At 71.3% G+C, this 23,626-nt stretch carries 24 protein-coding genes and 2 tRNA genes; 3 read left to right on the top strand and 23 right to left on the bottom strand.

Going from position 1 to position 23,626, the window contains the following annotated elements; genetic code table 11:
* Position 1: 1 nt before the first annotated feature.
* Together ABCS02_RS08105 and ABCS02_RS08100 are read right to left on the bottom strand one after the other, a co-directional pair.
* Complete coding sequence (locus ABCS02_RS08105) at positions 2-523, bottom strand: hypothetical protein (protein WP_345835074.1); 522 nt, start codon at positions 521-523, stop codon at positions 2-4.
* 72 nt (positions 524-595) lie between these two features.
* A complete protein-coding gene (locus ABCS02_RS08100; protein ID WP_345835073.1) occupies positions 596-1,207 on the bottom strand; it encodes a helix-turn-helix domain-containing protein in 612 nt (203 codons plus the stop codon).
* Between the two features lie 183 nt (positions 1,208-1,390).
* Here ABCS02_RS08100 and ABCS02_RS08095 point away from each other — a divergent pair, with 183 nt between their 5' ends.
* Together ABCS02_RS08095 and ABCS02_RS08090 are read left to right on the top strand one after the other, a co-directional pair.
* On the top strand, positions 1,391-2,416 hold the full coding sequence (locus ABCS02_RS08095) for an aldo/keto reductase (RefSeq protein WP_345835072.1): 1,026 nt from the start codon (positions 1,391-1,393) through the stop codon (positions 2,414-2,416).
* A gap of 4 nt (positions 2,417-2,420) precedes the next feature.
* Positions 2,421-2,957, top strand: coding sequence for an AAA family ATPase (locus tag ABCS02_RS08090; protein WP_345835071.1), 537 nt, complete (start codon positions 2,421-2,423; stop codon positions 2,955-2,957).
* A gap of 3 nt (positions 2,958-2,960) precedes the next feature.
* Here ABCS02_RS08090 and ABCS02_RS08085 read toward each other — a convergent pair whose 3' ends face one another.
* The 5 genes from ABCS02_RS08085 to ABCS02_RS08065 all read right to left on the bottom strand — a co-directional run bounded on the left by ABCS02_RS08085 (position 2,961) and on the right by ABCS02_RS08065 (position 6,060).
* On the bottom strand, positions 2,961-3,347 hold the full coding sequence (locus ABCS02_RS08085; RefSeq protein ID WP_345835069.1) for a type II toxin-antitoxin system VapC family toxin: 387 nt from the start codon (positions 3,345-3,347) through the stop codon (positions 2,961-2,963).
* Entirely contained in the window at positions 3,344-3,610 is a 267-nt protein-coding gene (locus tag ABCS02_RS08080; RefSeq protein WP_345835068.1) for a type II toxin-antitoxin system prevent-host-death family antitoxin, read from the bottom strand. Before ABCS02_RS08080 ends, ABCS02_RS08085 begins: the two co-directional genes overlap by 4 nt.
* Before the next feature lie 69 nt (positions 3,611-3,679).
* Positions 3,680-3,753, bottom strand: a tRNA-Ile gene (locus tag ABCS02_RS08075).
* Positions 3,754-3,766: 13 nt separating this feature from the next.
* Positions 3,767-5,020, bottom strand: coding sequence for a glycosyltransferase (locus tag ABCS02_RS08070; protein ID WP_345835067.1), 1,254 nt, complete (start codon positions 5,018-5,020; stop codon positions 3,767-3,769).
* Between the two features lie 89 nt (positions 5,021-5,109).
* On the bottom strand, positions 5,110-6,060 hold the full coding sequence (locus ABCS02_RS08065) for a DMT family transporter (RefSeq protein ID WP_345835197.1): 951 nt from the start codon (positions 6,058-6,060) through the stop codon (positions 5,110-5,112).
* 55 nt (positions 6,061-6,115) lie between these two features.
* Here ABCS02_RS08065 and def point away from each other — a divergent pair, with 55 nt between their 5' ends.
* Positions 6,116-6,682: a peptide deformylase gene (def, locus tag ABCS02_RS08060; RefSeq protein ID WP_345835066.1), complete on the top strand. Its 567-nt coding sequence runs from the start codon at positions 6,116-6,118 to the stop codon at positions 6,680-6,682.
* Between the two features lie 25 nt (positions 6,683-6,707).
* On the opposite strand, the gene ABCS02_RS08055 is transcribed toward def, so the two are convergent.
* From ABCS02_RS08055 to dusB, 16 genes are all read right to left on the bottom strand, one after another.
* A complete protein-coding gene (locus ABCS02_RS08055; RefSeq protein WP_345835065.1) occupies positions 6,708-7,583 on the bottom strand; it encodes an ATP-binding protein in 876 nt (291 codons plus the stop codon).
* 83 nt (positions 7,584-7,666) lie between these two features.
* A complete protein-coding gene (locus ABCS02_RS08050; RefSeq protein ID WP_345835064.1) occupies positions 7,667-7,984 on the bottom strand; it encodes an SHOCT domain-containing protein in 318 nt (105 codons plus the stop codon).
* 122 nt (positions 7,985-8,106) lie between these two features.
* Positions 8,107-8,769 carry a response regulator transcription factor gene (locus ABCS02_RS08045; RefSeq protein WP_345835196.1) on the bottom strand — a complete coding sequence of 221 codons (663 nt, stop codon included), beginning with the start codon at positions 8,767-8,769 and terminating at the stop codon, positions 8,107-8,109.
* An 11-nt stretch (positions 8,770-8,780) separates the two neighbouring features.
* Positions 8,781-9,971, bottom strand: coding sequence for a sensor histidine kinase (locus ABCS02_RS08040; protein ID WP_345835063.1), 1,191 nt, complete (start codon positions 9,969-9,971; stop codon positions 8,781-8,783).
* A gap of 85 nt (positions 9,972-10,056) precedes the next feature.
* Positions 10,057-10,260 carry a hypothetical protein gene (locus ABCS02_RS08035; protein WP_345835062.1) on the bottom strand — a complete coding sequence of 68 codons (204 nt, stop codon included), beginning with the start codon at positions 10,258-10,260 and terminating at the stop codon, positions 10,057-10,059.
* A gap of 119 nt (positions 10,261-10,379) precedes the next feature.
* Positions 10,380-10,452 (bottom strand) — tRNA-Asn (locus tag ABCS02_RS08030).
* 78 nt (positions 10,453-10,530) lie between these two features.
* Positions 10,531-11,532, bottom strand: a complete 1,002-nt coding sequence (locus ABCS02_RS08025; protein WP_345835061.1) for a D-isomer specific 2-hydroxyacid dehydrogenase family protein — start codon at positions 11,530-11,532, stop codon at positions 10,531-10,533.
* Positions 11,533-11,556: 24 nt separating this feature from the next.
* The gene (locus ABCS02_RS08020; protein WP_345835060.1) at positions 11,557-12,405 is read right to left on the bottom strand and encodes an ATP-binding cassette domain-containing protein; all 849 of its coding nucleotides are present in this window, start codon (positions 12,403-12,405) and stop codon (positions 11,557-11,559) included.
* A 10-nt stretch (positions 12,406-12,415) separates the two neighbouring features.
* Positions 12,416-14,104 (bottom strand): ABC transporter ATP-binding protein, encoded by a 1,689-nt coding sequence (locus tag ABCS02_RS08015; RefSeq protein ID WP_345835059.1) that lies wholly within the window; start codon positions 14,102-14,104, stop codon positions 12,416-12,418.
* Positions 14,101-15,156, bottom strand: a complete 1,056-nt coding sequence (locus ABCS02_RS08010; RefSeq protein ID WP_345835058.1) for an ABC transporter permease — start codon at positions 15,154-15,156, stop codon at positions 14,101-14,103. Before ABCS02_RS08010 ends, ABCS02_RS08015 begins: the two co-directional genes overlap by 4 nt.
* Position 15,157: 1 nt before the next feature.
* Positions 15,158-16,252: an ABC transporter permease gene (locus tag ABCS02_RS08005; RefSeq protein WP_345835057.1), complete on the bottom strand. Its 1,095-nt coding sequence runs from the start codon at positions 16,250-16,252 to the stop codon at positions 15,158-15,160.
* An 81-nt stretch (positions 16,253-16,333) separates the two neighbouring features.
* Positions 16,334-17,965 carry an ABC transporter substrate-binding protein gene (locus ABCS02_RS08000; RefSeq protein ID WP_345835056.1) on the bottom strand — a complete coding sequence of 544 codons (1,632 nt, stop codon included), beginning with the start codon at positions 17,963-17,965 and terminating at the stop codon, positions 16,334-16,336.
* Between the two features lie 224 nt (positions 17,966-18,189).
* Positions 18,190-20,037 carry a DNA primase gene (gene dnaG / locus ABCS02_RS07995; RefSeq protein WP_345835055.1) on the bottom strand — a complete coding sequence of 616 codons (1,848 nt, stop codon included), beginning with the start codon at positions 20,035-20,037 and terminating at the stop codon, positions 18,190-18,192.
* A 29-nt stretch (positions 20,038-20,066) separates the two neighbouring features.
* Entirely contained in the window at positions 20,067-21,074 is a 1,008-nt protein-coding gene (locus tag ABCS02_RS07990) for a DUF4282 domain-containing protein (RefSeq protein WP_345835054.1), read from the bottom strand.
* A 76-nt stretch (positions 21,075-21,150) separates the two neighbouring features.
* Entirely contained in the window at positions 21,151-22,431 is a 1,281-nt protein-coding gene (locus ABCS02_RS07985; RefSeq protein ID WP_345835053.1) for a deoxyguanosinetriphosphate triphosphohydrolase, read from the bottom strand.
* Entirely contained in the window at positions 22,421-23,623 is a 1,203-nt protein-coding gene (dusB, locus tag ABCS02_RS07980) for a tRNA dihydrouridine synthase DusB (protein WP_345835052.1), read from the bottom strand. The genes ABCS02_RS07985 and dusB overlap by 11 nt, the downstream gene beginning before the upstream one ends.
* Positions 23,624-23,626 lie beyond the last annotated feature (3 nt).

Below are 23,626 nucleotides of genomic sequence, written 5' to 3'. Positions count from 1 at the left end.
GCTACGGGCGGTCCTGCGGGCGGCGCTCCTCGCCGGTGATCCCGTCGATGCGCGGCCGGTCGTGCGCAGGAGTCGCAGTGGCGTTGGCCGGCGCGGCGGACTCGGCGGCCGGGCGGGGCGGCGGGACGTCGTCGCGGCGGGTGTCGTCCACCGCGCCGTCGGCGACCACGCGGTTGCCGTGCCGGTCGGTCTCGACGTCCGGGTCGACGTCGTCCGCGCGGCTCAGCTTCTCCTGCTGCTCGCCGCGTGCGGCCGCGGCGGCGCGCTCGCGCTCGTCGGCCTCCCGGCGCAACCGCTCCGCGTCGACCTCGGCCTGCTTGGCGTCCGCGGCGGCCCTGGCGGACTTCGCCTCCCGCTCGCGTGCGGCCAGCTCGTCACGGGAGGCGGCCTCCCTCAGCTCGGTCGCCCGCTGCCGGTCGGCCTCCAGCTTGCGGCGGCGTCCCATCGTGGAGACGACGATGACGATCCCCACGACGATGACCACGATGACGACGATCAGCACGATCCATCCGATGGTGTTCATGCCGGGGCATGGTACGCGCGGCACGCGGCGCCGGAAGGGCCTTGCGCTCGGGGGCGGGAGGTGCAGGGCGGTCTAGCCGTCAGCCTCCAGCGACCGCAGCCCGGCCAGCAGCAGCCCCACCATCCGCTCCGCGCGCCCGGAGGCCGCCCCGTCCGTCCGGACCCCGTGGCACAGGTCGGCCACCGCGCCGAGGAACTCCCCCGCGTCGACGTCCTGGACGATGTCGCCGGACTCCCGCGCCGCCGCGAGCAGCCCGGCGAGTGTCGGCGTGAGGTGGGTCGAGAAGTAGGCGGCCAGTGGCTCGTACGCGGGGTCGCCGGAGTGCAGGGCCGCCGCCAGTCCGCGCTTCGCGGCCACGAACTGGGTGTAGCGCATGATCCAGCGGTCGAGGGCCTCCCCCGGTGGATACGCCGCTGCGAGCGGTGCGGCGGCGGCGACGCAGGCGTCCAGCTCGCGCCGGAACACGGCCGAGATCAGGTCGGACCGGAGCGGGAAGTGCCGGTAGAGCGTGCCGACACCGACACCGGCGCGCACGGCGATCGCCCGTGCGGGCACGTCCACCCCGGCCTCGGCGAACAGTGCGGTGGCGGCCTCCACGAGCGTATCGGCGTTCTGGCGGGCGTCGGCGCGGCGGGGCCGGCTCGCCGTCTCCCCGGCGCTCAGGCTGCTCGTGTTCGCGGGCATGCGGCGGTCCCCGATGTCCTTCCTCTGGCGGATCGACGGCGATCGGTGTACCGTCGAAGATGTAAGCGGAACACTGTTCCGCTTAGAGATCCACCGATCCGGAATCATGTTCCGATTGCTCGATCTTAGGCCTGCCGTCGTCCCGGCGCCAGACCGCGAACCCCTCGACTCAGGAGAGAAGTCATGCAGTACCGCACTCTCGGCCGCACCGGCATCAAGGTCACCCCGTACGCGCTCGGCGCGATGATGCTCGGCTCGCTGGGCAACCCCGACCGGGCGGAGGGCGTGCGTATCATCCACCGCGCGCTCGACGCCGGCATCAACTTCGTGGACACCGCCGACCGCTACGGCGACTCCGAGGAGGTCGTCGGCGAGGCGCTCAAGGGCCGCCGCGACGACGTCGTGCTCGCGACCAAGTTCTGGGGGCCGGTGGACGACGACATCAGCCACCGCGGCGCCTCCCGCCGCTGGATCATGCAGGCGGTCGAGCGCTCCCTCCGCCGGCTGCAGACCGACCACATCGACCTGTACCAGCTGCACCGCCCCGACCCGGACACCGACATCGACGAGACGCTCTCCGCGCTCACCGACCTCATCCGGCAGGGCAAGATGCGCGCGATCGGCTCGTCCTCGATGCGCGGCTCCGAGATCGTGGAGGCGCAGTGGATGGCCGAGCGCCGCGGCTTCGAGCGGTTCCGCACCGAGCAGCCCAACTACTCCCTCCTCGACCGGGAGATCGAGCGCGAGATCCTGCCCGTCGCGCAGCGCTACGGCATGGGGACGCTCGTCTACAGCCCGCTCGCCGGCGGCACGCTCACCGGCCGCTACCGTGCCGGAGGCGAGAACGACAACTTCCGCTCCACCCGGACCGGGATGCGCCACTTCCGCGACGAGCGCAGGCTCGCGGCCGTGGAGGAGCTGATCGCGCTCTCCGACGAGGTCGGCGTCCCGCTCACCCACCTCGCCATGGCCTTCGTGATCGCGCACCCCGGGGTCACCTCCGCGATCGCCGGCCCGCGCACGATGGAGCAGCTCGAGGACACCCTCGCGGGCGTGGACGTCTCGCTGTCCGACGAGGTCCTCGACCGCATCGACGCGATCGTCCCGCCCGGCGAGAGCATCGGGGCGATGGACATGGTCTACCGCGGGCCGGAGGTCGGCGACCCGGCGGCGCGGCGGCGTCCGGCGGCGGAGCGGTCGGCGGGCTGAGAGGGTGCCGCCCCGCCTCATCCTGATCAACGGCGTCCCCGCGAGCGGCAAGACCACCCTCGCCCGCGCTTGGTGCGCCCGGCACGCCCCCGGGCTGCCGCTCGCCCTCGACATCGACGCGCTGCGCGCGATGCTGGGCGGCTGGCACGACGACCTCCCCTCCGCGGGCCTCGCCGCCCGCGACCTGGCCGTCGCGGCGATCACGGCGCATCTCGCCAGCGGGCGCGACGTCGTGGTGCCGCAGTACCTGCGCCGCGTGGAGTTCATCGAACGGCTGGAGGCGACGGCGGAGCGGTGCGGGGCCGTGTTCGTGGAGACGGCGCTGCGGATCGACGCGGCCGTCGCGGCGGAGCGGTTCGCGGGGCGGGCGGCGGAGCTGCGCTCCGGCGACATCTACGCGACGCTGCCAGGTGAGATGGGGGCGGTGGTGGCGGAGTTCGAGGAGTTCCTGGTGTCGCGGCCTGGGGTGCTTCGGATCGCGAGCGGCGACGGGGCGCTGGAGGCGCTGGATGTCGCGGTCACGGCCGCGACGGCAGGGTAATGCTCAGGCGGGTGCGAGCACCTGGATGCCTGCCGCTCGGGCGGCGCGTGCCAACTCGTCGTCGTAGGTCACGAGCTCATCTGCACCGATACGCAGGGCGGTCGTGAGGTGGATCGCATCGTTGGACCGGAGTGGAGTCTGCGTGCCGGCAGAGAGCAGATCACCCCGTGTGACATCGACCAGGACCACCGCGTCCAGCACCGCGGTGATCGCCTCGACCGGGACGAACGCGGGATTCCTTCCTGCAGCGCAGTGCAGTTCAGTGTGAAGCAGCCACGAGGATGCCAGCCGGCGACTCGGGTCCGAGAGGGCGACGACGAGCTTCTGGGACTCCCGTTCCTCGACGACGAGCTTCATCGCTGCAGAGGTGTCCAGGTAGGCGACGGTCACCAGCGGCCCCTGCTGTCCTCGATGATCTGCTCGGAACTCAGCGGCGAGACACCGCGCGAGATCCTCGCCAGAGCGTCGGCAGCGGTGCGTGCGGCGCGAGCCTCTCCGCGCGCTACGAGGCTGTCAAGCGGATCGCCGGTCGCAGGAACGATGATGGCGGCTAGGTGGCCGTTGTTGCTGACCCGCACCGACTCGCCCGCCTCCACGCGCCGCAGGATCTCGCCACTGCGGTTTCGCATCTCACGGTGAGTCACGGTTTCCATGCATCCGAGCGTAGCACGCCGTAGCACGCGTTAGTGAGAGTGTTCGAATCAACCCCGTTGTCGTCTCCGTAGGGCGGACGGGACTTGAACCCGTGACCGGCGGATTATGAGTCCGATGCTCTAACCAGCTGAGCTACCGCCCCGTGTCCTCCCCGGTCACTCCGGGGCGGGCACGCCGGGGGCCGCCGCCGTCACCGGGTCGGCCACCGGCTCTCCACGATACAGGCTCTCGAAGGTGCTGATCGTGGTCTGGATATCGTGCGTCGCGACGATCCGCAGCGACGCGTTCTTGAGGACGTCGAGCTCCTCCTGCGGGAGGGTGAGCACGCTCTCCAGCTTGTCCGCCAGGTCCTGCGCGTCGCCCGGGCGGAACAGGTGGCCGTTCTCGCCGTCGTGCACCAGGTGCGGGAGCGCCATCGCGTCGGCCGCGACCACCGGAAGTCCGGAGGCCATCGCCTCCATCGTCGCGATGGACTGCAGCTCGGCGATCGACGGCATCGCGAAGACCGTGGCGCGGGTGTACGCCTTGCGGAGCTCCTCGTCCGTGACGTAGCCGAGGAACTTCACCCGGCCGGCGATGCCGAGGCTCTCGGCGAGCGACTGGAGGTTCCGCAACTGGTCGCCGCCGCCCACGATCTCCAGCTGCGCGTCCAGCGACTCCGGCAGCAGCTTGATCGCGTTCAGCAGCACGTCGATCTGCTTCTCGCCCGTCACCCGGCCGACGAAGAGGATGCGGTTGCCGGTGCGCGGCGTGAAGTCGGGCGTGTAGTTGTGGGCGTCGATGCCGCACGAGATCGCGTGGACGCCGCGGAGGCCGGTGGCCTTCTCCAGGAACTCGGCCGCTCGGCGCGTCGGGGTCGTGATGGCCTCTGCACGGTCGAAGCTCTTGCGCGCGTCCCGCCAGGCGATGCTCACGAAGGTCTTGTGCAGGAACTTCGGCAGGCGGGTGAACTCGATGATGTTCTCGGGCATCACGTGGTTCGTCGCGACGATCCGGATGCCGCGCTTCTGGGCCTCGTAGGCGAGCCCGCGCCCGATGACGATGTGCGACTGGAAGTGCACGACGTCCGGTTTCACCTCGTCGAGCACCCGGCGGGCGTTCGCCTTGCTCATCCACGGCAGCGCGAACCGCAGCCAGTCGTGCGGGTACCAGCGCCAGCTGCGCAGGCGGTGCGCCGTCAGCTTCTCGCCCTCGTGCTCCTCGATCCAGGTCCCGTGGCGGCGGCCGGCGGCGGGGGCGACGATGTGCAGGTCGTGGCCGCGCTCGACCAGTCCGGCTGCGAGGCGCTCGGCGAAGCGGGCGGCGCCGTTCACATCCGGCGGGAAGGTGTCGCAGCCCATGAGGATGGTCATCGGCCTGTGCGCGGCCGGGGCGGGCGGGAGGTCGTTCGTTCCGCTCGTATCAGGCACGTGGTGAGTCCCTCACGGTCTTCGGCCGGGGCGGGTCGCCCGGCGACGGTCTGAGCGCGCCGGACGGGTCGGACCGGCGATTCATCGCTTCAGTCTAGGCCGGATTCCGGGACGGAGCCCGCAAGCGTGCCGGTGAGTGGCGCCTCCCCGTTGGTCTGCGGGTGGTGCTTGGCGAGCTGGAACACGCCGTAGATCGCCACGGCGCCGGTGATCGCGAAGCCGAGCATCGCCCACCACGGCGCCCCCGCGGCCTCGTTGAGGACGACGATGCCGATGGTCACGGCGACCAGCGGGTCGATCACGGTGAGGCCCGCGATGACCAGGTCGGGAGGCCCGGACGAGTAGGCGTTCTGGACGAAGTACGCCCCGAGCCCTGCGGCCGCGAGCAGCGCCACGATGCACAGCACGAGCAGCCAGTCCCACTCCTGGTTGGAGATGCGGTCGATGACCACCTTGGCCAGCGTGGCGACGAAACCGTAGAGGACGCCGGCCCCGACGATGTACATGATCGCCTTGAACCGGTGCCGCAGGAACGCGAACAGCAGCCCGAACACGATGAGGACGACGGCGAGGATGATCAGGATCACGACGAGCGCCTGGGTGGTCACCGGTTGGTCGCGCGCGAAGATCGCGGCGATGATCACGAACGCGCCGACGCCGCCGACGCACAGCGAGATGGCGACGATGGACTGCCGGTTGAGCTTCACGCCGCTCACCCGCGCGTTCAGCACGCTCGTGATGACCAGCCCGACCACGCCGAGCGGCTGCACCAGGATGATCGGCGAGAGCTTCAGGCTGACGAGCTGGAACACGATCGCGAGCCCGAGCAGCAGCGTGCCGATCACCCAGGAGGGCCGCGCGAGCAGCAGCCCGAGCTGCCGGACGCTGAGCCCGGCCTTGGCATCCTGGGTCTGCGCCTCCACCTTGGCGACGCCGTGGTGCTGCAGCTGCGCGCCCAGCGACAGGAACACCGCGCCGACCAGCGCGACCGGGATGCCCAGGAGCTGACTGGGCTGATAAGCCAGCTCGAGCGCGTCCATCAGTTCCGTAGCCACGCCACGACCCTACCCAACATGATCCCGATAGTCTTGCCGAATGGCCGTCCTTCCCATCCGGATCACCGGAGACCCCGTCCTGCACACCCGCGCGGCGGAGGTGACGGAGTTCGACGACGACCTGCGCACACTGGTCGCCGACATGTTCGAGACGATGGACGAAGCGCCCGGCGTCGGACTCGCCGGCCCGCAGGTCGGCGTGCCGCTGCGCCTGTTCGTCTTCGGCTGGACGGACGACGACGATGTGCTGCACCGCGGCGTCGCGATCAACCCCGTCCTGTGGCTGAGCCCGCTGGCTGTCGGCGAGCCGGACGAGGACACCGAGTCGGAGGGTTGCCTGTCGTTCCCGGGCGAGCGCTTCCCGCTGCGCCGCGCCGAGAGCGTCATCCTGGAGGCCACCGACCTGGAGGGCGAGCGGTACACGATCCGCGCCCGCGGCTGGCTCGCGCGCATCTTCCAGCACGAGTACGACCATCTGGACGGCGTGCTCTACGTCGACCGGCTGGAGCACCCGTACGGCAAGGCGGCGCTGAAGGCGCAGCGGAAGAACTCGTGGGGCGTGCCCGGGCTGAGCTGGCTGCCGGGGCGGGACCACCTGGAGGACTGACCTCCTTCGCGGCGGGCCGTCGCGCTCAGCGCAGCGGCACCCCGTGCACGCCGTTGTGGTGCCGCAGCGCCGGGAACACGACGGACAATGAGAACCCGACGCCGGGTACGGTCTTGGCCTCCAGCACTCCCCCGAACAGTGCCGCGCGCTCGCGCAGCTCGTTGAGGTCGGGGCCCTCCACGTACGCGGTCATGGCCCGCAGGTCGTCGTCGGCGCTGTAGGCCGTTGCCTGGTCGACGCCCGCGCGGTCGAGGCCGCGGCGACGGGCAGCGGCGCGGAGGCCGTCGTCGTCGACGGTGACCTGGAGGCCGTCCGGCGTCCACGCCATCGCGACGGCGGCCGTCGTGCCGGGGCCGCCGTGGTCCCGCGCGTTGCCGAGGCTGGTCTGCAGGATGCGGAAGACGACGAGCTCCGCGCCCTGACGGAGCTCGTACGGCTCACCCGTCTCGGAGAACGTCACCCCCAAGCCCACCTCGCGCATCACCCGGAACAGGTCGCGCGCGGAGTGGAGGCCGGGCGCGGGCAGCACGTCGCGGCTGCCGTCCGCCACGGCGTTCTGCAGGCGGCGCAGGTCGGCGAGGGCGTCGCGCGCGGAGGTCTCCATCGCAGCGGCCGAGCGGGAGGCGGCCTCCGGGTCGGCGCCGGCCGCGTAGCGCAAACCCTCCGCCTGGTTCACGAGCCGGGAGACGGCGGCGACCGCCACATCCCCGAGCTCCCCGATGATCCGGAACCGACCGGACTGCTCCGCCAGCTCCAGCTCGCGGTCGATGCGGTCCCACTCGCGCTCCTCCCGCGCGTTCTGCGCACGGCGGCGGAGGGTGCGCTCCCGAATCCAGAGGATCGCGAACACGACGACGGCCGCCAGTGCGGCGGCCGTGAGAGCGAGGGAGAGGGGGGTCATGCTGGTCCTTCCGGGCCGGTGGCGGACCGGTGCGCGGCCCGGACGATCATATCCGGGCCGCGCAACAGGGAGGACCTCAGGGGTCAGGCGCCGTCGCCGCGGTTTGCGCGCAGCACCTCCAGGCGGGCGCGGTACTCCTTCTCGTCGATGTCGCCGTTGGCGTAGCGCTCGGCGAGGGTCTGCTCGGCGGCGCGGGTGGCGCCGTGCGGGCCGTTCGGTCCCCAGCCGTAGCCTCCGCGCGCTGCGGCGGCGCGACGCCAGCGGTGGCCGAAGACGCCGAAGATGAGGAAGAAGATCCCGATCCAGAAGAGCGGGATCAGGAACCACCACCAGCCGAACCAGGGGCCGCCACCCCAGGCGACGACGGCGCAGGGGGCGGCGGCTGCGAGCGAACTGAACATGGTGCATCCAATCGGTGAGCTGTCCGCGGCTTTCGCGGAACCGTATCCAGCCTCGCCGTGCTGGCCGCCGGGCGAATCCGCCACCGGGAGACACTTCCACTACTCCGCCGGGAGCAGCGCGCTCAGCGTTGGCCCGGCTGCACCAGTCCCGTCTCGTAGGCGACCACGACGAGGTGCACGCGGTCGCGCGCCGCCAGCTTGGTCATGATCCGCGAGACGTGCGTCTTCGCCGTCAGCGGGCTGAGGAACAGCCGCTCCCCGATCTCCGTGTTGGTCAGGCCGTGGCCCACCAGCGCCAGCACCTCCCGCTCCCGCTCGGTCAGGTCGCGCAGCGCCTCCGGGTCCGGCGCCGGCCGGAGCCCGGCCGCCACGCGCTCGATCAGCCGCCGCGTCGCGCCGGGCGACATCAGCGCGTCGCCCGCTGCGACCACGCGCACGGCGCGCAGCAGCTCCACGGGCTCGGTGTCCTTGACGAGGAAGCCGCTCGCGCCGGCGAGGATGGCCTGCGCGACGTAGTCGTCCAGCTCGAACGTGGTGACCATCACGATCCGGGTGCCCGCGAGCGCCGGGTCGGCGGTGAGCTCCCCCGTCGCCCACAGGCCGTCGCCGTCCGGCATGCGGATGTCCATCAGGACGACGTCGGGATGCGTCCGCCGGGCGAGGTCGACGGCCTCCCGCCCGGTCGCGGCCTCGCCGACCACCTCCAGGTCGTCCTCGGCCTCCAGCAGCGCGCGGAACCCCGCGCGGACGAGATGCTGGTCGTCGGCCAGCAGCACGCTGATCATGCCGTCCTCGGTCATGCGTCCTCCGCCTTCCGCAGCGGGATGCGGGCCTCCACCGTCAGGCCGCCGCCCTCCGTCTCGCGCGTCTCGAACCGGCCGCCGAGCAGCTCCGCGCGCTCGCGCATCCCGATCATCCCCTTGCCGTCGGTCTCGCCCTCGGGGAGCCCGCGGCCGTCGTCCGCGATCGTCAACACGTACTCGCCGCCGTCCTCGCCGAGCCGGATGGCGACCGTGCGCGCCTGCGCGTGCCGGCCGATGTTGGTCAGGGACTCCTGCACGATCCGGTAGAGCGCGAGCTGGGAGGCGGCGGACGGCGCCGTCGTCAGCGCGTCGTCGTAGCGCACGTCGAGCCCGGCGCGCCGGTAGGTCTCGACCAGCACCGGGATGCGCGCCAGGTCCGGCTCGGGCGCCCGCGCCGCGGGATACCCCTCGGCGCGCAGGAAGCCGAGCACGCCGCGCACCTCCTCCAGCGCCTGACTGCTCACAGATTTGATCGCCTCCAGGCTCTCCCGCGCCTTGTCGGGCCGGCTGTCGAACAGGTGGAGGCCGACCCCGGCCTGCACGCTGATCTGGGACAGCGAGTGCGCGAGCACGTCGTGCAGCTCGCGCGCGATCCGCAGCCGCTCGGCCTCGGCCGCGGACTCCCGGCGCGCGGCGATCTGGCGGGAGACCTCCCGGTAGCGCTCGCGTCGCCCGCGGATCGCCTCGCCGACGCCCACCAGGAGGGTGAGCACGAGCGCGATGACGAGCGGCCGGATGACGGCCTCCGGCCTCCCCACCAGCAGGTACGCGCCCAGCGGCCCGACGACGGCGACCCCCGCCACCGTCCACCAGGCCCACGCCCGCGCCGAGCGCACCACCGCGCCGACGACGGCGAACGCCAGTGGAACGGCCGCGAGCGGCGGCCCCATCGTGAGGGCGATGGCCGGGGTGCAGAGCACCGCGATCGCGACCAGCACCGGGCCCGGGTACGCGCGGGCGAGCAGCAGCAGGAACGACGCCGCGAACGCGACGAGGACCGCGGCCAGCGTCAGCGGGTCGGCCGCCGCGGTGTGAGCGGCGATGAGGACGCCGGGGAACTGCAGCAGGACGGACAGGACCACCGGGAACCAGATCGTCCCGCGCGGCCGCCGCCCCGGCCGGCCCCGGCCCTCGGCCCAGCCCGGCCCGTGCTGACGGGAGTCGGCGGACGGGTTCCAGGGCATCTCCTCATGCTAACGAGCGCACGGGGGCGTGGCGTGGCCCGAGAGGAGTCTTGCGGCTACTCCCCCGGGAGTACCCGGCCGGCGATCACGGATTGTGCTCGGCGTCGAAGATCTCCCCGTCGTCGCCTTCGCTCTTCCCGAACAGCGGCCCGAAGGCAGGGCCGCCGAAGCTCGTCAGTCCGGCCTCGCGCTCCAGCGAGGCACGCCGTTCGGCGTCGTCGTTCTCGTACTCCTCGACCGCGTCGTCCGGCTCCTCGGAGCCGTGCTGGTCCCGTCCCCTGTGTTTCATGGCCGCATCGTAGCGAGTGTCGGGCGGGATGTGGTGTATTCCGTTCGGGGCATGTTGACGCCCGACCGAACGACGAAGGCCCGGAGGTCTCAACCTCCGGGCCTTCGCCTGTTTTTCCGCTCCCCGACTTGGACTCGAACCAAGAACCTGCCGGTTAACAGCCGGCTGCTCTGCCAATTGAGCTATCGAGGAATGCTTGATCAGCGAAGCTACTCTAGCAAGACTTCGCGCACCGAGTGAAATCCGCTCCGCATCCCGCGCGCGTCGCCGTCAGTACCCGGCCTCCGGGTCCACGCGGCCCACGAAATCGCCGTCGCCGAGGAACGCGCGCACGTTCGCGCGGACCCGCTCCGCGAGCAGGGGAGCGACCATCTCGGACGTGTCGGCCTGGTGCGGCGTGATCAGGCAGGCCTCCTCCGACCACAGCGGGTGTCCGTCCGGGAGCGGCTCCGGGTCGGTGACGTCGATGCCTGCCCCGGCGATCTCCCCGGTGCGGAGGGCGCGCAGCAGCGCGTCGCTGTCGACCAGGCCGCCGCGGGCGATGTTCACCAGGTACGCCGTCCGCTTCATGGCGGCGAACTCCGCGTCGCCGAACAGGTGGCGGGTCCCGCCGGTGAGCGCGGCGGCGACGACCACCACGTCGGCGTCCGGGAGGACCTCCAGCAGCCGGTCGGAGCCGACGGTGCGCTCGGCGCCGGCCACGGGGTCGGGCGAGCGGCGCACGATGGTCACGCGGACGCCGAACGGCGCGAGCAGCACCATCAGCTCCAGCGCGATCCCGCCCGCGCCGATGATCACGACGTTCCTGCCGTAGAGCGAACGGCCCTCCTCCACGGTCGACCAGGAGGTCGCGCGCACGCGCTTCGGGAGGACGCGCAGCAGTGCCAGAGTGAGCGCCAGCGCGTGCTCGGCAACGGGCTGCGCGTACGCGCCCTTCGCGCTGGTCCAGATCAGGCCGGGGCGGTCCTCCGACGCGATGATGCCGGAGAAGGCGTCGACGCCCGCGAACGGGAGCTGCACCCAGCCGATGCCGGGATGCGCCTCCAGGACCGGCGGGAAGGCGGCGGCGTCCTTGTTGGACAGCCAGACGACGCCGCGGGTGCGGTCCGAGAGCGGCTCGACGGTCCCGCCCGCGGCCTCCACGGCGGCGACGAAGGACGGTTCGGCGGTCGGCAGCACGGCGATGGGCCCGGGCTCCGGGCGCTCCCCGGCCGCGAGCGGGGCTCCGCCCGGCGCGAGGACGGCGCGGTGCTGAGGCGTGGATTCGGTCATGGTTCCTCCTGTCGGGACGCCCGGCTACTTCGCCGCGGTCTGCGGCCGCCGCTCCCGCCGGCGCTGCGGCGGCTTCAGCGCGTCCGCCAGCCCGCGCACGAACGGGTGCGACGGGTCGGCCAGCACGTCCTCGATCGGCCCGTAGGCGATGGGACGGCCGCCCTGCAGCACCAGCGAGTTGTCCGTCGCGCGGCGCAGCACGGCTAGGTCGTGGCTGACGATCACGGCCGTGAAGCCCTCGTGCGTCCGCAGCTGGGCCAGGAGGTCGATCACCGCGTCCCGGACCGTCGCGTCGATGCCGGCGGTCGGCTCGTCCACGATCAGCACCTGCGGGCCGAGCACCAGGGCCTTGGCGAGGGCGACGCGCTGGCGCTGCCCGGCGCTGAGCTGGTACGGGTATTTGCCGAGCACGCTGAGCGGGAGGTGGACGGTGTCCAGCATGAGCGCGGCCCGCTCCCCCGCCGCCCGGCGGTTGTAGTGCTCGTCGCGCTCGAAGATCGGCAGCGTGACGTTGTCCTGCACCGACAGCGACGGCTCCAGCGTGGCCGCGGCCTCCTGCGGCAGGTAGCCGACGTGGAAGGTCACCTCGGCCAGGTCCCGCTTGCGCGCGTGCCGCAGCGAGTGGCCGAGCACCGTCGCGTCGCCGCCGCTGATCCGCGGGCCGGGCTCGCCGGAGCGGAGGGGAAGCCCCCGCCCGGCGAGCACCGCAGCCAGCGTGCTCTTGCCCGAACCCGTCTCGCCCAGGACCCCGAGCGACTGTCCGGCCTCCAGCTGGAAGCTCACCCCGCGGAGGGCGACGCACGAGGGGCTGACGCCCCTGGCGGGATATTCGACGGACAGGTCGCTGACGAGGATGGCGGGTTCGGAACTCACATGATCGACCCTAGGCGCTCTCGGCTTGGAGAGCGCGCAGCGCCTCCCGCCGGTCGGCCTGTTCCACCGGATCCGGCACCGGCAGGGAGGCCAGCAGCCGCTGTGTGTACGCCTCGCGCGGGTTGCCGAGCACCTCGGCGCCCGTGCCCTCCTCCACCAGCTTGCCGCGGTGCAGCACCGCGATCCGGTCGGCGAGGAGGTCGACCACGGCCAGGTCGTGGCTGATGAACAGCGCCGCGAAGCCGAACTCGCGCTGGAGGTCGGAGAACAGCTCCAGCACCCGGGCCTGCACCGAGACGTCGAGGGCCGAGGTCGGCTCGTCCGCGATCAGCAGGGTCGGCTCCAGGGCGAGGGCGCGCGCGAGGCTCGCCCGCTGCCGCTGGCCGCCGGAGAGCTCGTGCGGGAACCGGTCGCCGTAGCTGCGCGGCAGCTGCACGGCCTCCAGCAGCTCGTCCACCCGGCCGCGCGCGGCGGCGGGCGAGGACGCCCGGCCGTGCACCACGAGCGGCTCCGCCACGCAGTCCGCGATGGTCAGCAGCGGGTTGAAGCTCGACGCCGGGTCCTGGAAGACGAAGCCGATGTCGCTGCGGACCTTGCGGAACTGGCGCTCCTTGACTCCGTTCATCTCGATCCCGAGCACCTCCAGCGAACCGTCGGTGACCTTGCCGAGACCGGCGATGGCGCGGCCGATCGTGGTCTTACCCGAGCCGGACTCCCCGACGAGGCCGAGGACCTCGCCCGGGCGGATGTCGAAGCTCACGCCGTCGACCGCCACGAAGCCCGGACGTCCGAGCCGGCCGGGGTACTGGATGCGCAGGTCGCGCGCCTTCACCACCGGCGCCTCCTGGGGACGCTCGGCGCGGGCGATCGCCCGGTCCTGCGTGGCCACAGCGCCCATGCCGATGCGCGGCACGGAGGCCAGGAGCTTGCGCGTGTACTCGGCCTGCGGCGCGGCGAACAGTGTGCGCGCGTCGGCCTCCTCCACGACCTTGCCCTGGTACATGACCGCGACCCGGTCGGCGAGGTCGGCGACCACGCCCATGTTGTGCGTGATCAGCACGATGGCCGCGCCGAACTCGTCGCGGCAGCGCCGCAGCAGGTCGAGGATCTCGGCCTGCACGGTCACGTCGAGCGCGGTGGTCGGCTCGTCGGCGACGATCAGGCCCGGGTTCAGCACCAGCGCCATCGCGATGACGATGCGCTGCTTCTGGCCGCCGGAGAACTGGTGCGGGTAGTACTTGACCCGCTTCTCCGGCTCCGGGATGCCGACCCGGCGGAGGATGTCGACCGCCTGCTGCTGCGCCTCCTTCTTGGAGAGCTTGCCGTGGGCGCGCAGGCCCTCGGCGATCTGCCACCCCACCTGGTAGACGGGGTTCAGCGCGGTGGACGGCTCCTGGAAGACCATCGCCACATCGGTGCCGCGCACCTCCCTGAGCTCCTTCTTGCTCAGCGTGACGATGTCCGCCTCGCTGGCGCCGTCCTTGCTGCGCAGCACCACGGCGCCCGAGGCCGTCGCGGTCTCCGGCAGCAGGCCGAGGATGGTCTTGGCGGTGACGGTCTTGCCCGAACCGGACTCCCCCACGATCGCCAGCACTTCGCCGGGCGACACGCGCAGGGTGACATCGTCGACGGCCTTGACGGCGCCGGCGTCGGTTGAGAAGGTCACCGACAGGTTGTCGATGGTGACGACGTCGCTCATGGCTTGACCTCGATTCCGTGCTCGTCGAAGGACTCTCCGCCCTCCAGGCCGTCGATGCCTCCGGGTCCCGCCTCCAGCGGACCGCCGGGGACGACCGACGTCTCGGCGACCAGACCCGACGCCTCTGCGGCGCGGCGCCGGCCGCGCAGGCGCGGGTCGGCGAGGTCGTTGAGGCTCTCGCCGACGAGCGTGATGCCGAGCACGACGAGGACGATCGCCAGACCCGGGTAGATGGATGTCCACCAGATGCCGCTCGTGACATCCGACAGCGCCTTGTTGAGGTCGTAGCCCCACTCCGCCGCCGCGGTCGGCTCGATGCCGAAGCCGAGGAAGCCCAGCGCCGCGAGCGTCAGGATGGCGTCCGACGAGTTCAGCGTGAAGATCAGCGGCAGGGTGCGGGTGGAGTTGCGCAGCACGTGGCGGAACATGATCCGGCTGTTGCTGGCGCCGACGACCTTGGCCGACTCGACGTAGGCCTCCGCCTTGATCCGGACGACCTCCGAGCGGATGACCCGGAAGTACTGCGGGATGTAGACCACGGTGATCGAGATCGCGGCGGCGAGGATGCCGCCCCAGAGGCTGGACTGACCTCCCGAGATCACGATCGCCATGACGATCGCCAGCAGCAGCGACGGGAACGCGTAGATCGCGTCGGCGATCACCACGAGGACCCGGTCGACCCAGCCGCCGAAGTAGCCGGAGACCAGGCCGAGGATGACCCCGGCGAAGATCGACAGGATGACCGCGACGACGATCACCAGGATCGCGGTCTGCGCTCCCCAGATCACGCGGGAGAACACGTCGTAGCCGCCGACGGTGGTGCCCCAGATGTGCGCCGCGCTGGGCGGCTGCTGGGAGCCGAACTGGCCCTGCGCGTCCTTGAGCTGCGCGAAGCCGTACGGCGCGATCGCCGGGGCGAAGATCGCGACCAGGATGAACAGGGCGGTGAGCACGAGTCCCGTGACCAGCATCCCGCGCTGCAGCCCGACGGACTGGCGCAGCTGGTGGACGACGGGGAGCCGGCTCCAGATGGTGCCCTTGCGCGAGGCCATCTCAGTACCTCACTCTCGGGTCGATGAGCGCCGCGATGATGTCGACGATGAAGTTCGTGACCGCGACGATGACGGCGAGCAGGACGACCATGCCCTGCACCGCGACGAAGTCGCGCGCCTGAAGGTAGTGGGAGAGCTGGAAGCCCAGGCCCTTCCACTCGAAGGTGGTCTCAGTCAGGATCGCGCCGCCGAGCAGCAGGGCGATCTGGAGGCCCATGACCGTGACGATCGGGATGAGCGCCGGGCGGTACGCGTGCTTGCGCACCAGGCGGCTCTCGCTGACGCCGCGCGAGCGGGCCGCGTCCACGTAGTCGGTGGAGAGCGTGCCGATCACGTTCGTGCGCACCAGCCGCAGGAAGATGCCCGCGGTCAGGAGGCCGAGCGTCACGGCGGGCAGGACGGCGTGCAGCAGCACATCGCCGACCACCGCGGGGTCGCCCGTCATGAACGCGTCGATCAGGTAGATGCCGGTCTTGTTCGGGAGGGTCTGCATCTCGATCTCGGAACTGGTCGAGGCGCGGCCCGCGACGGGGAGCACGTTCAGCCAGATCGAGAAGATGAGCTTGAGCACCATGCCGACGAAAAACACCGGCGTCGCGTAGCAGAGGATCGCGAAGATGCGCAGCGACGCGTCGCCCCACTTGTCGCGGAAGTAGGCCGCGAGCAGGCCGAGCGGGATGCCGACGATGAACGCGACGATGAGGGCGTAGAACGCCAGCTCCAGGGTCGCCGCGCCGTACGTGATCAGCACCTGGGTCACGGGCTGGTGGTCGGTGAAGGTCGTGCCGAAGTCGCCGCGGAGGATCTGTCCGAGGTACTCGAAGTACTGCACGATGAGCGGCCGGTCGTAGCCGGCCTCGTGGATGCGCTGCTGGAGCTGCGCGGGAGGGAGCTTGCCGCCGAGTGCCGCCGTGATGGGGTCGCCGGTGGACCGCATCAGGAAGAAGACGACGGTGACGAGGATGAAGATCGTCGGGATGATGAGAAGCGCACGGATGAGGATGTAGCGGCCCAGGCCGCCTCCCGTCCGTCGACGCGCCTTGGTTCGTTCGGGCCCGGCAGTGGGGGCTGCCGGGGTACTGACCATCGCTGTCATGGGAGCAATGGGGGGGGGTAGGGGGGGGGGGGGGGGCGCGCGCAAGACGCGAGCCGCCCCCTTTCGGCCGTGAGGTGCGGCCTAGCCCTTCGAGAGGGCCGCGTAGCGGAACTTGAACGACGGGTCGAGCGTCTTGTCGGCGCCGTTCACGTTCTTACCGACCACGGCGACCTGCGAGCCCTGGAGGAGCGGCAGGGTGGACAGGTCCGCCCCGACCTTCGCCTGGATCTCCTCGATCAGCTTGGTGCGCGCGGCCTTGTCGGTGGTGCCGAGCTGCTGGGTGATCAGCGACTGCACCTCGGGGTTGTCGTAGTGGTTCGCGAGGAAGTTGTCCTTGCTGAAGAACGGCGACAGGTAGTTGTCCGCGTCGGAGTAGTCCGGGAACCAGCCGAGCTGGTAGGCCGGGTACAGGTCCTTGACGCGGTCCTTGGAGTACTGGACCCACTCGGTCGACTGCAGGTTGACCTTGAACAGGCCGCCGTTCTCGAGCTGCTCCTTCACGAGCGCGTACTCGTCACCGGAGGACGGGCCGTAGTGGTCCGGGTTGTACTGCAGGTTCAGGGCGACCGGGGTGGTCACGCCGGCGGCCTGCAGCGCAGCCTTCGCCTTGTCGAGGCTCGGGCCTCCGTTGCCGTCGCCGTAGAGGTCCTTCAGCACCGTGGTGGCGCCGGTCAGGCCCTGCGGAACGTAGGAGTACGCGGGGGTGTAGGTGTCCTTGTAGACCTGCTTGGCGATGGTGGCGCGGTCGACGAGGTCGGCAGCGGCCTGGCGCACGGCGAGGGCCTTCTTGGCGTCGGCCTGCGGCGTGGTGGCGCCGTAGGGCTGCGTGTTGAAGTTCCAGACGATGTAGCGGAGCTCACCGCCCGGTCCCTTGACGACCTTGACGTTCTTGTCCGTGCCGAGGCTCTCGATGTCGGTCGCCGACAGGCTGCGGAACGCGACGTCGATCGCGCCCTTCTGGATGTCGAGCTTCATGTTCGACGACTCGGCGTAGTACTTGACGTTGACCTTCTCCGTGGCCGGCTTGCCGAGCAGGCCGTCGTAGTTCGGGTTCGCCTTGTACGCGATCAGGTTGTTGAAGTCGTAGCTCGTGATGTCGTACTGGCCGGCGAACGCGTGGCCCTTGACGATGGTGTTGTCCGGGGTGACCTTGTCGGCCGAGAAGACCTGGTGGTCGACGATCGGGCCGGCGGGGCTGGACAGCACCTGCGGGAAGGTCTGGTCGTTCGGGACCTTGAGCTTGAAGACCGCGGTCGTCTTGTCCGGCGTGCTGACGCTGTCGAGGTTGCCGAGCAGCGACGCGGGACCGTTGGGGTCGTTGATCTTGAGCTGGCGGTCGAAGGTGAACTTGACGTCCTCGGAGGTCAGCGGGTGACCGTTCGCGAACTTCAGGTTCGGCTTCAGCTTGACGGTGTACTCCGTGGGCGACGTGAACGCGGCGCTCGCGGCGATGTCCGGCTTGACGTCCGGGCTGCCGTACGGCGAGTTCAGCAGGAACGGGTACACCTGGTTCATCACGGCGAACGAGCCGTTGTCGTAGGAGCCGGCCGGGTCGATCGACGTGATCTTGTCGGTCGTGCCGATGGTCAGCGTGCCGCCGCCGCCGCTGGAGCCGTTGTTGGCCCCGGAGCAGCCCGCGAGCACCAGCGCCGCGGCCGCGAATGCGGCCGACACGGCGAGCAGGCGCCGTCCGCCGATCTTTACGGATCTCATATCCGATTACCTCTTCCTTGGTGGGGTCACCGATCGACGGAGCGCACACGCGTGCCACATCGCCGAATCGCGTAGCCACAGTCCTAGCACGAATGCCGCGCCGAGTACGCATCTTGCCGCGGATCGCGGCGCAATCTTTACAACGGCGCAACAATTCCGCGCGCATTTGCGCACACTGCCCTGGATTCCGTCGTCGGACGGTGGCGATGATCTATTGTGCCGCGTTACTCGCCGCGCAGCCGCATCCGCTCACGATCGATCGACGCCAGCGCCACCTGCAGCGACCGCCGCAGCTCGGCGTTCTGCGGGTCGGTGCGCGCCAGGCGGGAGGTCAGCTCGGCCTTCTCGCGCAGCAGATCGCGGTCGATCAGGCCGTCCAGGATGGAGCGCGCGTAGCGGCCCACATCGGTCCCGGCCTGAGGGAGGGCGCCGACCGCCAGGGCGTTCACGGTCGGCGCGTACGCCTGCGGCACCTCGGCGAGGATGCGGTCCACCCAGCCGGGGTCGGCCATGGACGGCAGTTGGATGGCGATCGCGTCGCGGACGACCGCGTGGGTCGGGTTCACGAACGGCACCTGCACGACGCGGGCGGCGCGCTCGGCTCCGACCTCGGCCGGGAGCTGGAGCAGCACCATGAGGCTCTCGCGCTCGGTGCGCTGCGTGAGGTCGGTGGGGTCTGCTTCTCTTATCGGCGCGGGCGCGTCGGGCGGCGCGGGAGTGGAGGCCGGCCCGGCCTCAGGTCGCCGGCCCCCCGCACGGACCGCCTTCCAGACATCGCGCTGCTCGGCGCCTGTGAGCTTCGCGAACAGCCGCACGTATCCGTCACGGGAAGCGTCGTCGCGGATGCTCGCGAGGATCGGCGCACCTGCGCGTACGGCGTTCGCCTTGCCCTCAATGGTCTCGAGGTCGTGTTCGGAGGCGATGCGACGGAGCATGAACTCGAAGAGCGGGCGCTTCTGCTCCACCATCGACACGACGGCCGAGTCGCCTCCCTTGAGCCGCAGATCGCAGGGGTCCAGCCCATCCGGAGCGATCGCGACGTAGGTCTGGGCGACGAAGCTCCGCTCTTCGGCGAAGGCCTTCGCAGCCGCGTTGAGACCGGCCGAGTCGCCATCGAAGGTGAATACCACCGACCGCTGCGTGCTGTCGTAGTCTTGGTCGCCCAGGACCCTCCGCAGGACCCGGATGTGCTCGCTTCCGAAGGCCGTTCCACAGGTGGCGATCGCAGTTGTCACCCCGGAGAGATGACACGCCATGACATCGGTGTATCCCTCTACGATCGTCGCCGTCCCGTTGCGGGAGATGTCCCGCTTGGCGAGGTCGAGCCCGTAGAGCACCTGCGCCTTCTTGTAGACCGCGGTCTCTGGCGTGTTCAGGTACTTCGGGCCGTTGTCGTCCTCCAGCAGCCGGCGGGCGCCGAAGCCGATCGTCTGCCCGGTCACGTCGCGGATCGGCCACACCAGGCGGCCGCGGAAGCGGTCGTAGACGCCGCGGTCGCGCTGCGAAACGAGGCCGGCGGCCAGCAGCTCGTCCGGGCTGAAGCCCTTGCCGCGGAGGTGCTTGGTGAGCTCGTCCCAGCTCTTCGGGGCGAAGCCGACGCCGAAGTGCGAGGCGGCCGCGGCGTCGAAGCCGCGTTCGCCCAGGAACCGGCGGCCGGGGTCCGCGTCCGGCGCGGCCAGCCGCTCGCGGAAGAACTCCTCCGCCGCGTTGTTCGCGGCCAGCAGCCTGGCGCGGTTGCCGCTCGACTCGCTCGGGCCTCCCCCGCCCTCCTCGTAGTGGAGCTGGTAGCCGATCCGGCCCGCGAGCCGCTCGACCGCCTCGGTGAAGGAGACGTGGTCGAGCTTCACCAGGAACGCGTAGACGTCGCCGCCCTCGCCGCAGCCGAAGCAGTGGTAGCGGCCGACGCCCGGGCGGACGTTGAAGCTCGGGCTCTTCTCGTCGTGGAACGGGCACAGGCCCTTGAGCGAGCCGACGCCGCCCGGCTTCAGGCTGACGTAGTCGCCGATGATGTCGGCGATGTTGGTACGGGCCTTGACCTCTTCGATGTCGCTCTGTCGAATCCGGCCTGCCATGCAGTCGATTCTAGTGAGCGCAGCCGACGTCAGTCGCGCGGAGGGCGCCTGCGCCGCGTGTTCTGGGCGATCTCGATGATCGCGCAGAAGACCTCGATGGTCACCCGGAGCAGCAGCACGCTCAGGATGGCGGCCACGAGCGTCACCAGGATGCCCAGCAGGAACGCGAACGCGCCGGCCGGGGAGTGGGTGGCGATCGCGATGCCGAGGCTGTTGGCGAAGCCCACGACGATACCGAGGCCGATCAGCACGAGCCCGACGACGTAGACGGGACCGGCGAGCTTGCGCGTCACGTAGCTGGTGAAGGTGAAATCGAACAGCGACGAGAAGAACCGCGAGTCGTCGAGGCGGTCGGCGAGGTCGTTCATGGTGCGGCCGGGCCGCGGGGCGTGCGGGCCGGCGGCGGGAGGCGGCGGGGCGTCCTCGCCGACGGCGGCGCCGTTCGCGTGCGAGGCGGCCGCAGCGGGGGCGTCCGCGGCGGCGGCATCGGCCGTGGCGTCTTCGGAGACCGCTCCGACCGGCACCGGCTCGGCCGCTGGCGACGTGGGCAGCAGCTCGGTCTCGGCCGGCTCCTCGCCCGCCGCAGCCGCAGGGTTCAGGAGCTCCGTCTCGGCGGTCGGGACGCGGTAGAAGTCGTCGGCGGTCGGGAGGACCGCGGTCGTGGCCTCCGTCTCGTGCGGCTCGGCTGCGTCCTCCTCGACGGGAGGCTCCACCGGCGACGTGGAGGTGTCGGGCGCCGTCGTAGTCTTCGCGCGCGATGCGGCCGGGCGACGGCGCGGCTTCGCAGGCGTCGTCGCCTCCACCGTGTCCTCCGTCGCGGCCTTGCCGAGCATGGCGTCCAGGATCTCCGGGGCCTCGCCGTTCGGCGAGATGGGCTCCGTCTTCGGGGTGCGCTTGCGCGGGGCCGGCGTGCGCTTCGCAGCCGCGGGCCGCGAGGCGGGCGCGGATCCGTCGGGGGCGGGCGCGTGCTCCGCCGCCGCGCCGGACTCGGCCTCCGTGGGCCGGTCACCGTCCGCCGGTGGCTGTGGGCTGCTCATCGTCTCTCCTCCGTCGCCGTCCCTCAAGCATTCTGCACCCGGGCTGTCTATTCAAGCCCAGGCCCGGCGCGCCGGATCAGTGCTGCACGAGACGCTCGAACCAGCTCAGCGCGGACTGGTCGGTCAGGCTCGCGACCTGGTCCACCACCACGCGCTTGCGCTCCGCGTCGCTGCCGGCGAGCCGCCAGTCCTCCTGGAATCCCGGGTCCAGCTCCTCCGGACCGCGCGAGAGCAGCACGTCGGCCAGCGCCATCAGCACCTGCCGCTGCTGCGCGTAGATCGGCTGGCGCGTGTTGCGCGACATCACGAACGTGGCGACGATGCCCTTCAGCACCGCGATCTCCGCCCGGATGGCGTCCGGCACGACGACGTCGGCGCCGAACCGGCGCAGCTCCACGCCGCCCGCGCGGTGCTTCGTCTCGTGGACGGCCGCGTGCGCGAACCGGCCGATGAGCTGGCTGGTGAGGTTCTTCAGGTGCGCCTGCGCGCGCCGCGAGCCGTCCCAGCGGTCGAGCCAGATGTCGAGGGTGTCCAGCCGGTCGAAGGCCGCGATCAGCTCGTCATGGCTGAACTCGCCGCCCACCCACTCGTACATCGAACGGACCAGGTCGTCGTGGTCGACGCGGCTGCCGAGCGCCGCCACGTCGATGTAGCCGTTGACCACGGCGTCCTCGAAGTCGTGGACGGAGTAGGCGATGTCGTCGGAGAGGTCCATCACCTGCGCCTCGATGCAGCGCTGGCGCTCGGGCGAGCCGTCCCGCATCCACTCGAACACCGCGTGGTCGTCGGCGTAGAAGCCGAACTTGGCGCGCCCGCTCGGGTCGGCGACCGAGCTGGTCTCCGGCCACGGGTACTTGCAGCTCGCGTCGAGACTGGCGCGGGTCAGGTTGAGCCCGTAGGGACGGCCGTCGCGGCCGAACACCTTGGGCTCCAACCGGGTGAGCAGCCGCAGCGTCTGCGCGTTGCCCTCGAAGCCGCCGATGTCCTCCGCCCAGGTGTTGAGCGCGCGTTCGCCGTTGTGACCGAACGGCGGGTGGCCGATGTCGTGCGCCAGGCAGGCGGTGTCCACGATGTCAGGGTCGAGCCCGAGGCTCGCCGCGAGCTCGCGGCCGACCTGCGCGACCTCCAGGGAGTGCGTCAGCCGGTTGCGCGCGAAGTCGAGGCCCGCCGTGGGGCTGAGCACCTGGGTCTTCGCCGCCAGGCGGCGCAGCGCGCTGGAGTGCAGCAGGCGCGCCCGGTCGCGGGCGAAGTCGCTGCGGCGGCTCGAGTGGTGCTCGGGGAGCCAGCGCTCCCGGTCGCGCTCGCTGTAACCGTCGGCCGGGACGCTGTCGAGCGTCGCCGTCGCGCTATCCGCCACTGTTGTGCACCTCCGCCTCGGCGACCTCCGCACGGGCGCTGCCCGCGAGCTCGCGGCTGTCGAGCCAGCCTTCGGGGAGGGCGGGACGCTTGGGCGAACCCGCTCGGCCACGCTGGCCCTCCGCCGCCTCCCCCGGGTACACCTGGCTCCAGTCGAGCGTCGCCAGCAGGTCGTCCAGGTGGGCGAGCGTGTCGACCGTCGCGAGACTGGCGCGCAGGTCGCCGCCGACCGGGTAGCCCTTGAAGTACCAGGCGACGTGCTTGCGGATGTCGCGGCAGCCGCGCTCCTCGCTCTCGAAGAACTCGACCAGCAGCTCGGCATGCCGGCGGAACGTCGCCGCCACCTGCCCGAGCGTCGGGTGGGCCTGCGCGAGCGCGGCCTCCTCGGCGCTGATCTCACCGGCGCGGGCGCGGAACGCCGCCGCCAGGTCGCCGAACAGCCACGGCCGGCCGAGGCAGCCGCGGCCGACGACGACGCCGTCGCAGCCGGTCTCCTCCACCATGCGGATCGCGTCGGCCGCCGACCAGATGTCGCCGTTGCCGAGCACCGGCGTGCCGGTGATGGTCTCCTTGAGCTTCGCGATGGCGGACCAGTCGGCGTGGCCGGAGTAGAACTCGGCCGCCGTGCGGGCGTGCAGCGCGATCGACGCGACGCCCGCGCCCTCCGCGGCCTTGCCGGCCTCCAGGTAGGTGAAGTGGTCGCCGTCGATGCCCTTGCGCATCTTGACGGTGAGCGGGATGTCGCCCGCCGCCGCGACGGCGCCCTCCACGATCTCCCGGAAGTGGTTCAGCTTCCACGGCAGCGCCGCGCCGCCGCCCTTGCGGGTGACCTTGGGCACCGGGCAGCCGAAGTTGAGGTCGATGTGGTCGGCGCGGTCCTCCGCGACGAGCATCGTGACGGCCTCGCGGACGGTCTTGGGGTCGACGCCGTAGAGCTGGATGCTGCGCGGCGTCTCCGACTCGTGGTGGGTGATGAGGCGCAGCGACTCTGGCGTGCGCTCGACCAGCGCGCGGGACGTGATCATCTCGCTCACGTAGAGGCCGGCGCCGAACTCGCGGCAGAGCCGGCGGAAGGCGGTGTTCGTGATCCCCGCCATGGGCGCGAGGACGACCGGCACGTCGAGCGCGAGCGGCCCGATGCGCAGGGCGGGGCTCGTCTCCGTGCGGGGAGCTAGGGTGGCGGTAGTAGACATCTG

Source organism: Microbacterium sp. X-17 (assembly GCF_039615055.1).
Note: the sequence above shows the minus strand (reverse complement) of the source record. Positions and strands in the feature narration are given on the sequence as shown.

What these genes read in the sequence shown, in the direction of transcription:
- ABCS02_RS08105 (WP_345835074.1), bottom strand. Translation starts at nt 523, where the DNA reads ATGAACACCATCGGATGGATCGTGCTGATCGTCGTCATCGTGGTCATC.
- ABCS02_RS08100 (WP_345835073.1), bottom strand. Translation starts at nt 1,207, where the DNA reads ATGCCCGCGAACACGAGCAGCCTGAGCGCCGGGGAGACGGCGAGCCGG.
- ABCS02_RS08095 (WP_345835072.1), top strand. Translation starts at nt 1,391, where the DNA reads ATGCAGTACCGCACTCTCGGCCGCACCGGCATCAAGGTCACCCCGTAC.
- ABCS02_RS08080 (WP_345835068.1), bottom strand. Translation starts at nt 3,610, where the DNA reads ATGGAAACCGTGACTCACCGTGAGATGCGAAACCGCAGTGGCGAGATC.
- ABCS02_RS08065 (WP_345835197.1), bottom strand. Translation starts at nt 6,060, where the DNA reads ATGGACGCGCTCGAGCTGGCTTATCAGCCCAGTCAGCTCCTGGGCATC.
- def (WP_345835066.1), top strand. Translation starts at nt 6,116, where the DNA reads ATGGCCGTCCTTCCCATCCGGATCACCGGAGACCCCGTCCTGCACACC.
- ABCS02_RS08055 (WP_345835065.1), bottom strand. Translation starts at nt 7,583, where the DNA reads ATGACCCCCCTCTCCCTCGCTCTCACGGCCGCCGCACTGGCGGCCGTC.
- ABCS02_RS08050 (WP_345835064.1), bottom strand. Translation starts at nt 7,984, where the DNA reads ATGTTCAGTTCGCTCGCAGCCGCCGCCCCCTGCGCCGTCGTCGCCTGG.
- ABCS02_RS08045 (WP_345835196.1), bottom strand. Translation starts at nt 8,769, where the DNA reads ATGATCAGCGTGCTGCTGGCCGACGACCAGCATCTCGTCCGCGCGGGG.
- ABCS02_RS08040 (WP_345835063.1), bottom strand. Translation starts at nt 9,971, where the DNA reads ATGCCCTGGAACCCGTCCGCCGACTCCCGTCAGCACGGGCCGGGCTGG.
- ABCS02_RS08035 (WP_345835062.1), bottom strand. Translation starts at nt 10,260, where the DNA reads ATGAAACACAGGGGACGGGACCAGCACGGCTCCGAGGAGCCGGACGAC.
- ABCS02_RS08025 (WP_345835061.1), bottom strand. Translation starts at nt 11,532, where the DNA reads ATGACCGAATCCACGCCTCAGCACCGCGCCGTCCTCGCGCCGGGCGGA.
- ABCS02_RS08015 (WP_345835059.1), bottom strand. Translation starts at nt 14,104, where the DNA reads ATGAGCGACGTCGTCACCATCGACAACCTGTCGGTGACCTTCTCAACC.
- ABCS02_RS08010 (WP_345835058.1), bottom strand. Translation starts at nt 15,156, where the DNA reads ATGGCCTCGCGCAAGGGCACCATCTGGAGCCGGCTCCCCGTCGTCCAC.
- ABCS02_RS08005 (WP_345835057.1), bottom strand. Translation starts at nt 16,252, where the DNA reads ATGACAGCGATGGTCAGTACCCCGGCAGCCCCCACTGCCGGGCCCGAA.
- ABCS02_RS08000 (WP_345835056.1), bottom strand. Translation starts at nt 17,965, where the DNA reads ATGAGATCCGTAAAGATCGGCGGACGGCGCCTGCTCGCCGTGTCGGCC.
- dnaG (WP_345835055.1), bottom strand. Translation starts at nt 20,037, where the DNA reads ATGGCAGGCCGGATTCGACAGAGCGACATCGAAGAGGTCAAGGCCCGT.
- ABCS02_RS07990 (WP_345835054.1), bottom strand. Translation starts at nt 21,074, where the DNA reads ATGAGCAGCCCACAGCCACCGGCGGACGGTGACCGGCCCACGGAGGCC.
- dusB (WP_345835052.1), bottom strand. Translation starts at nt 23,623, where the DNA reads ATGTCTACTACCGCCACCCTAGCTCCCCGCACGGAGACGAGCCCCGCC.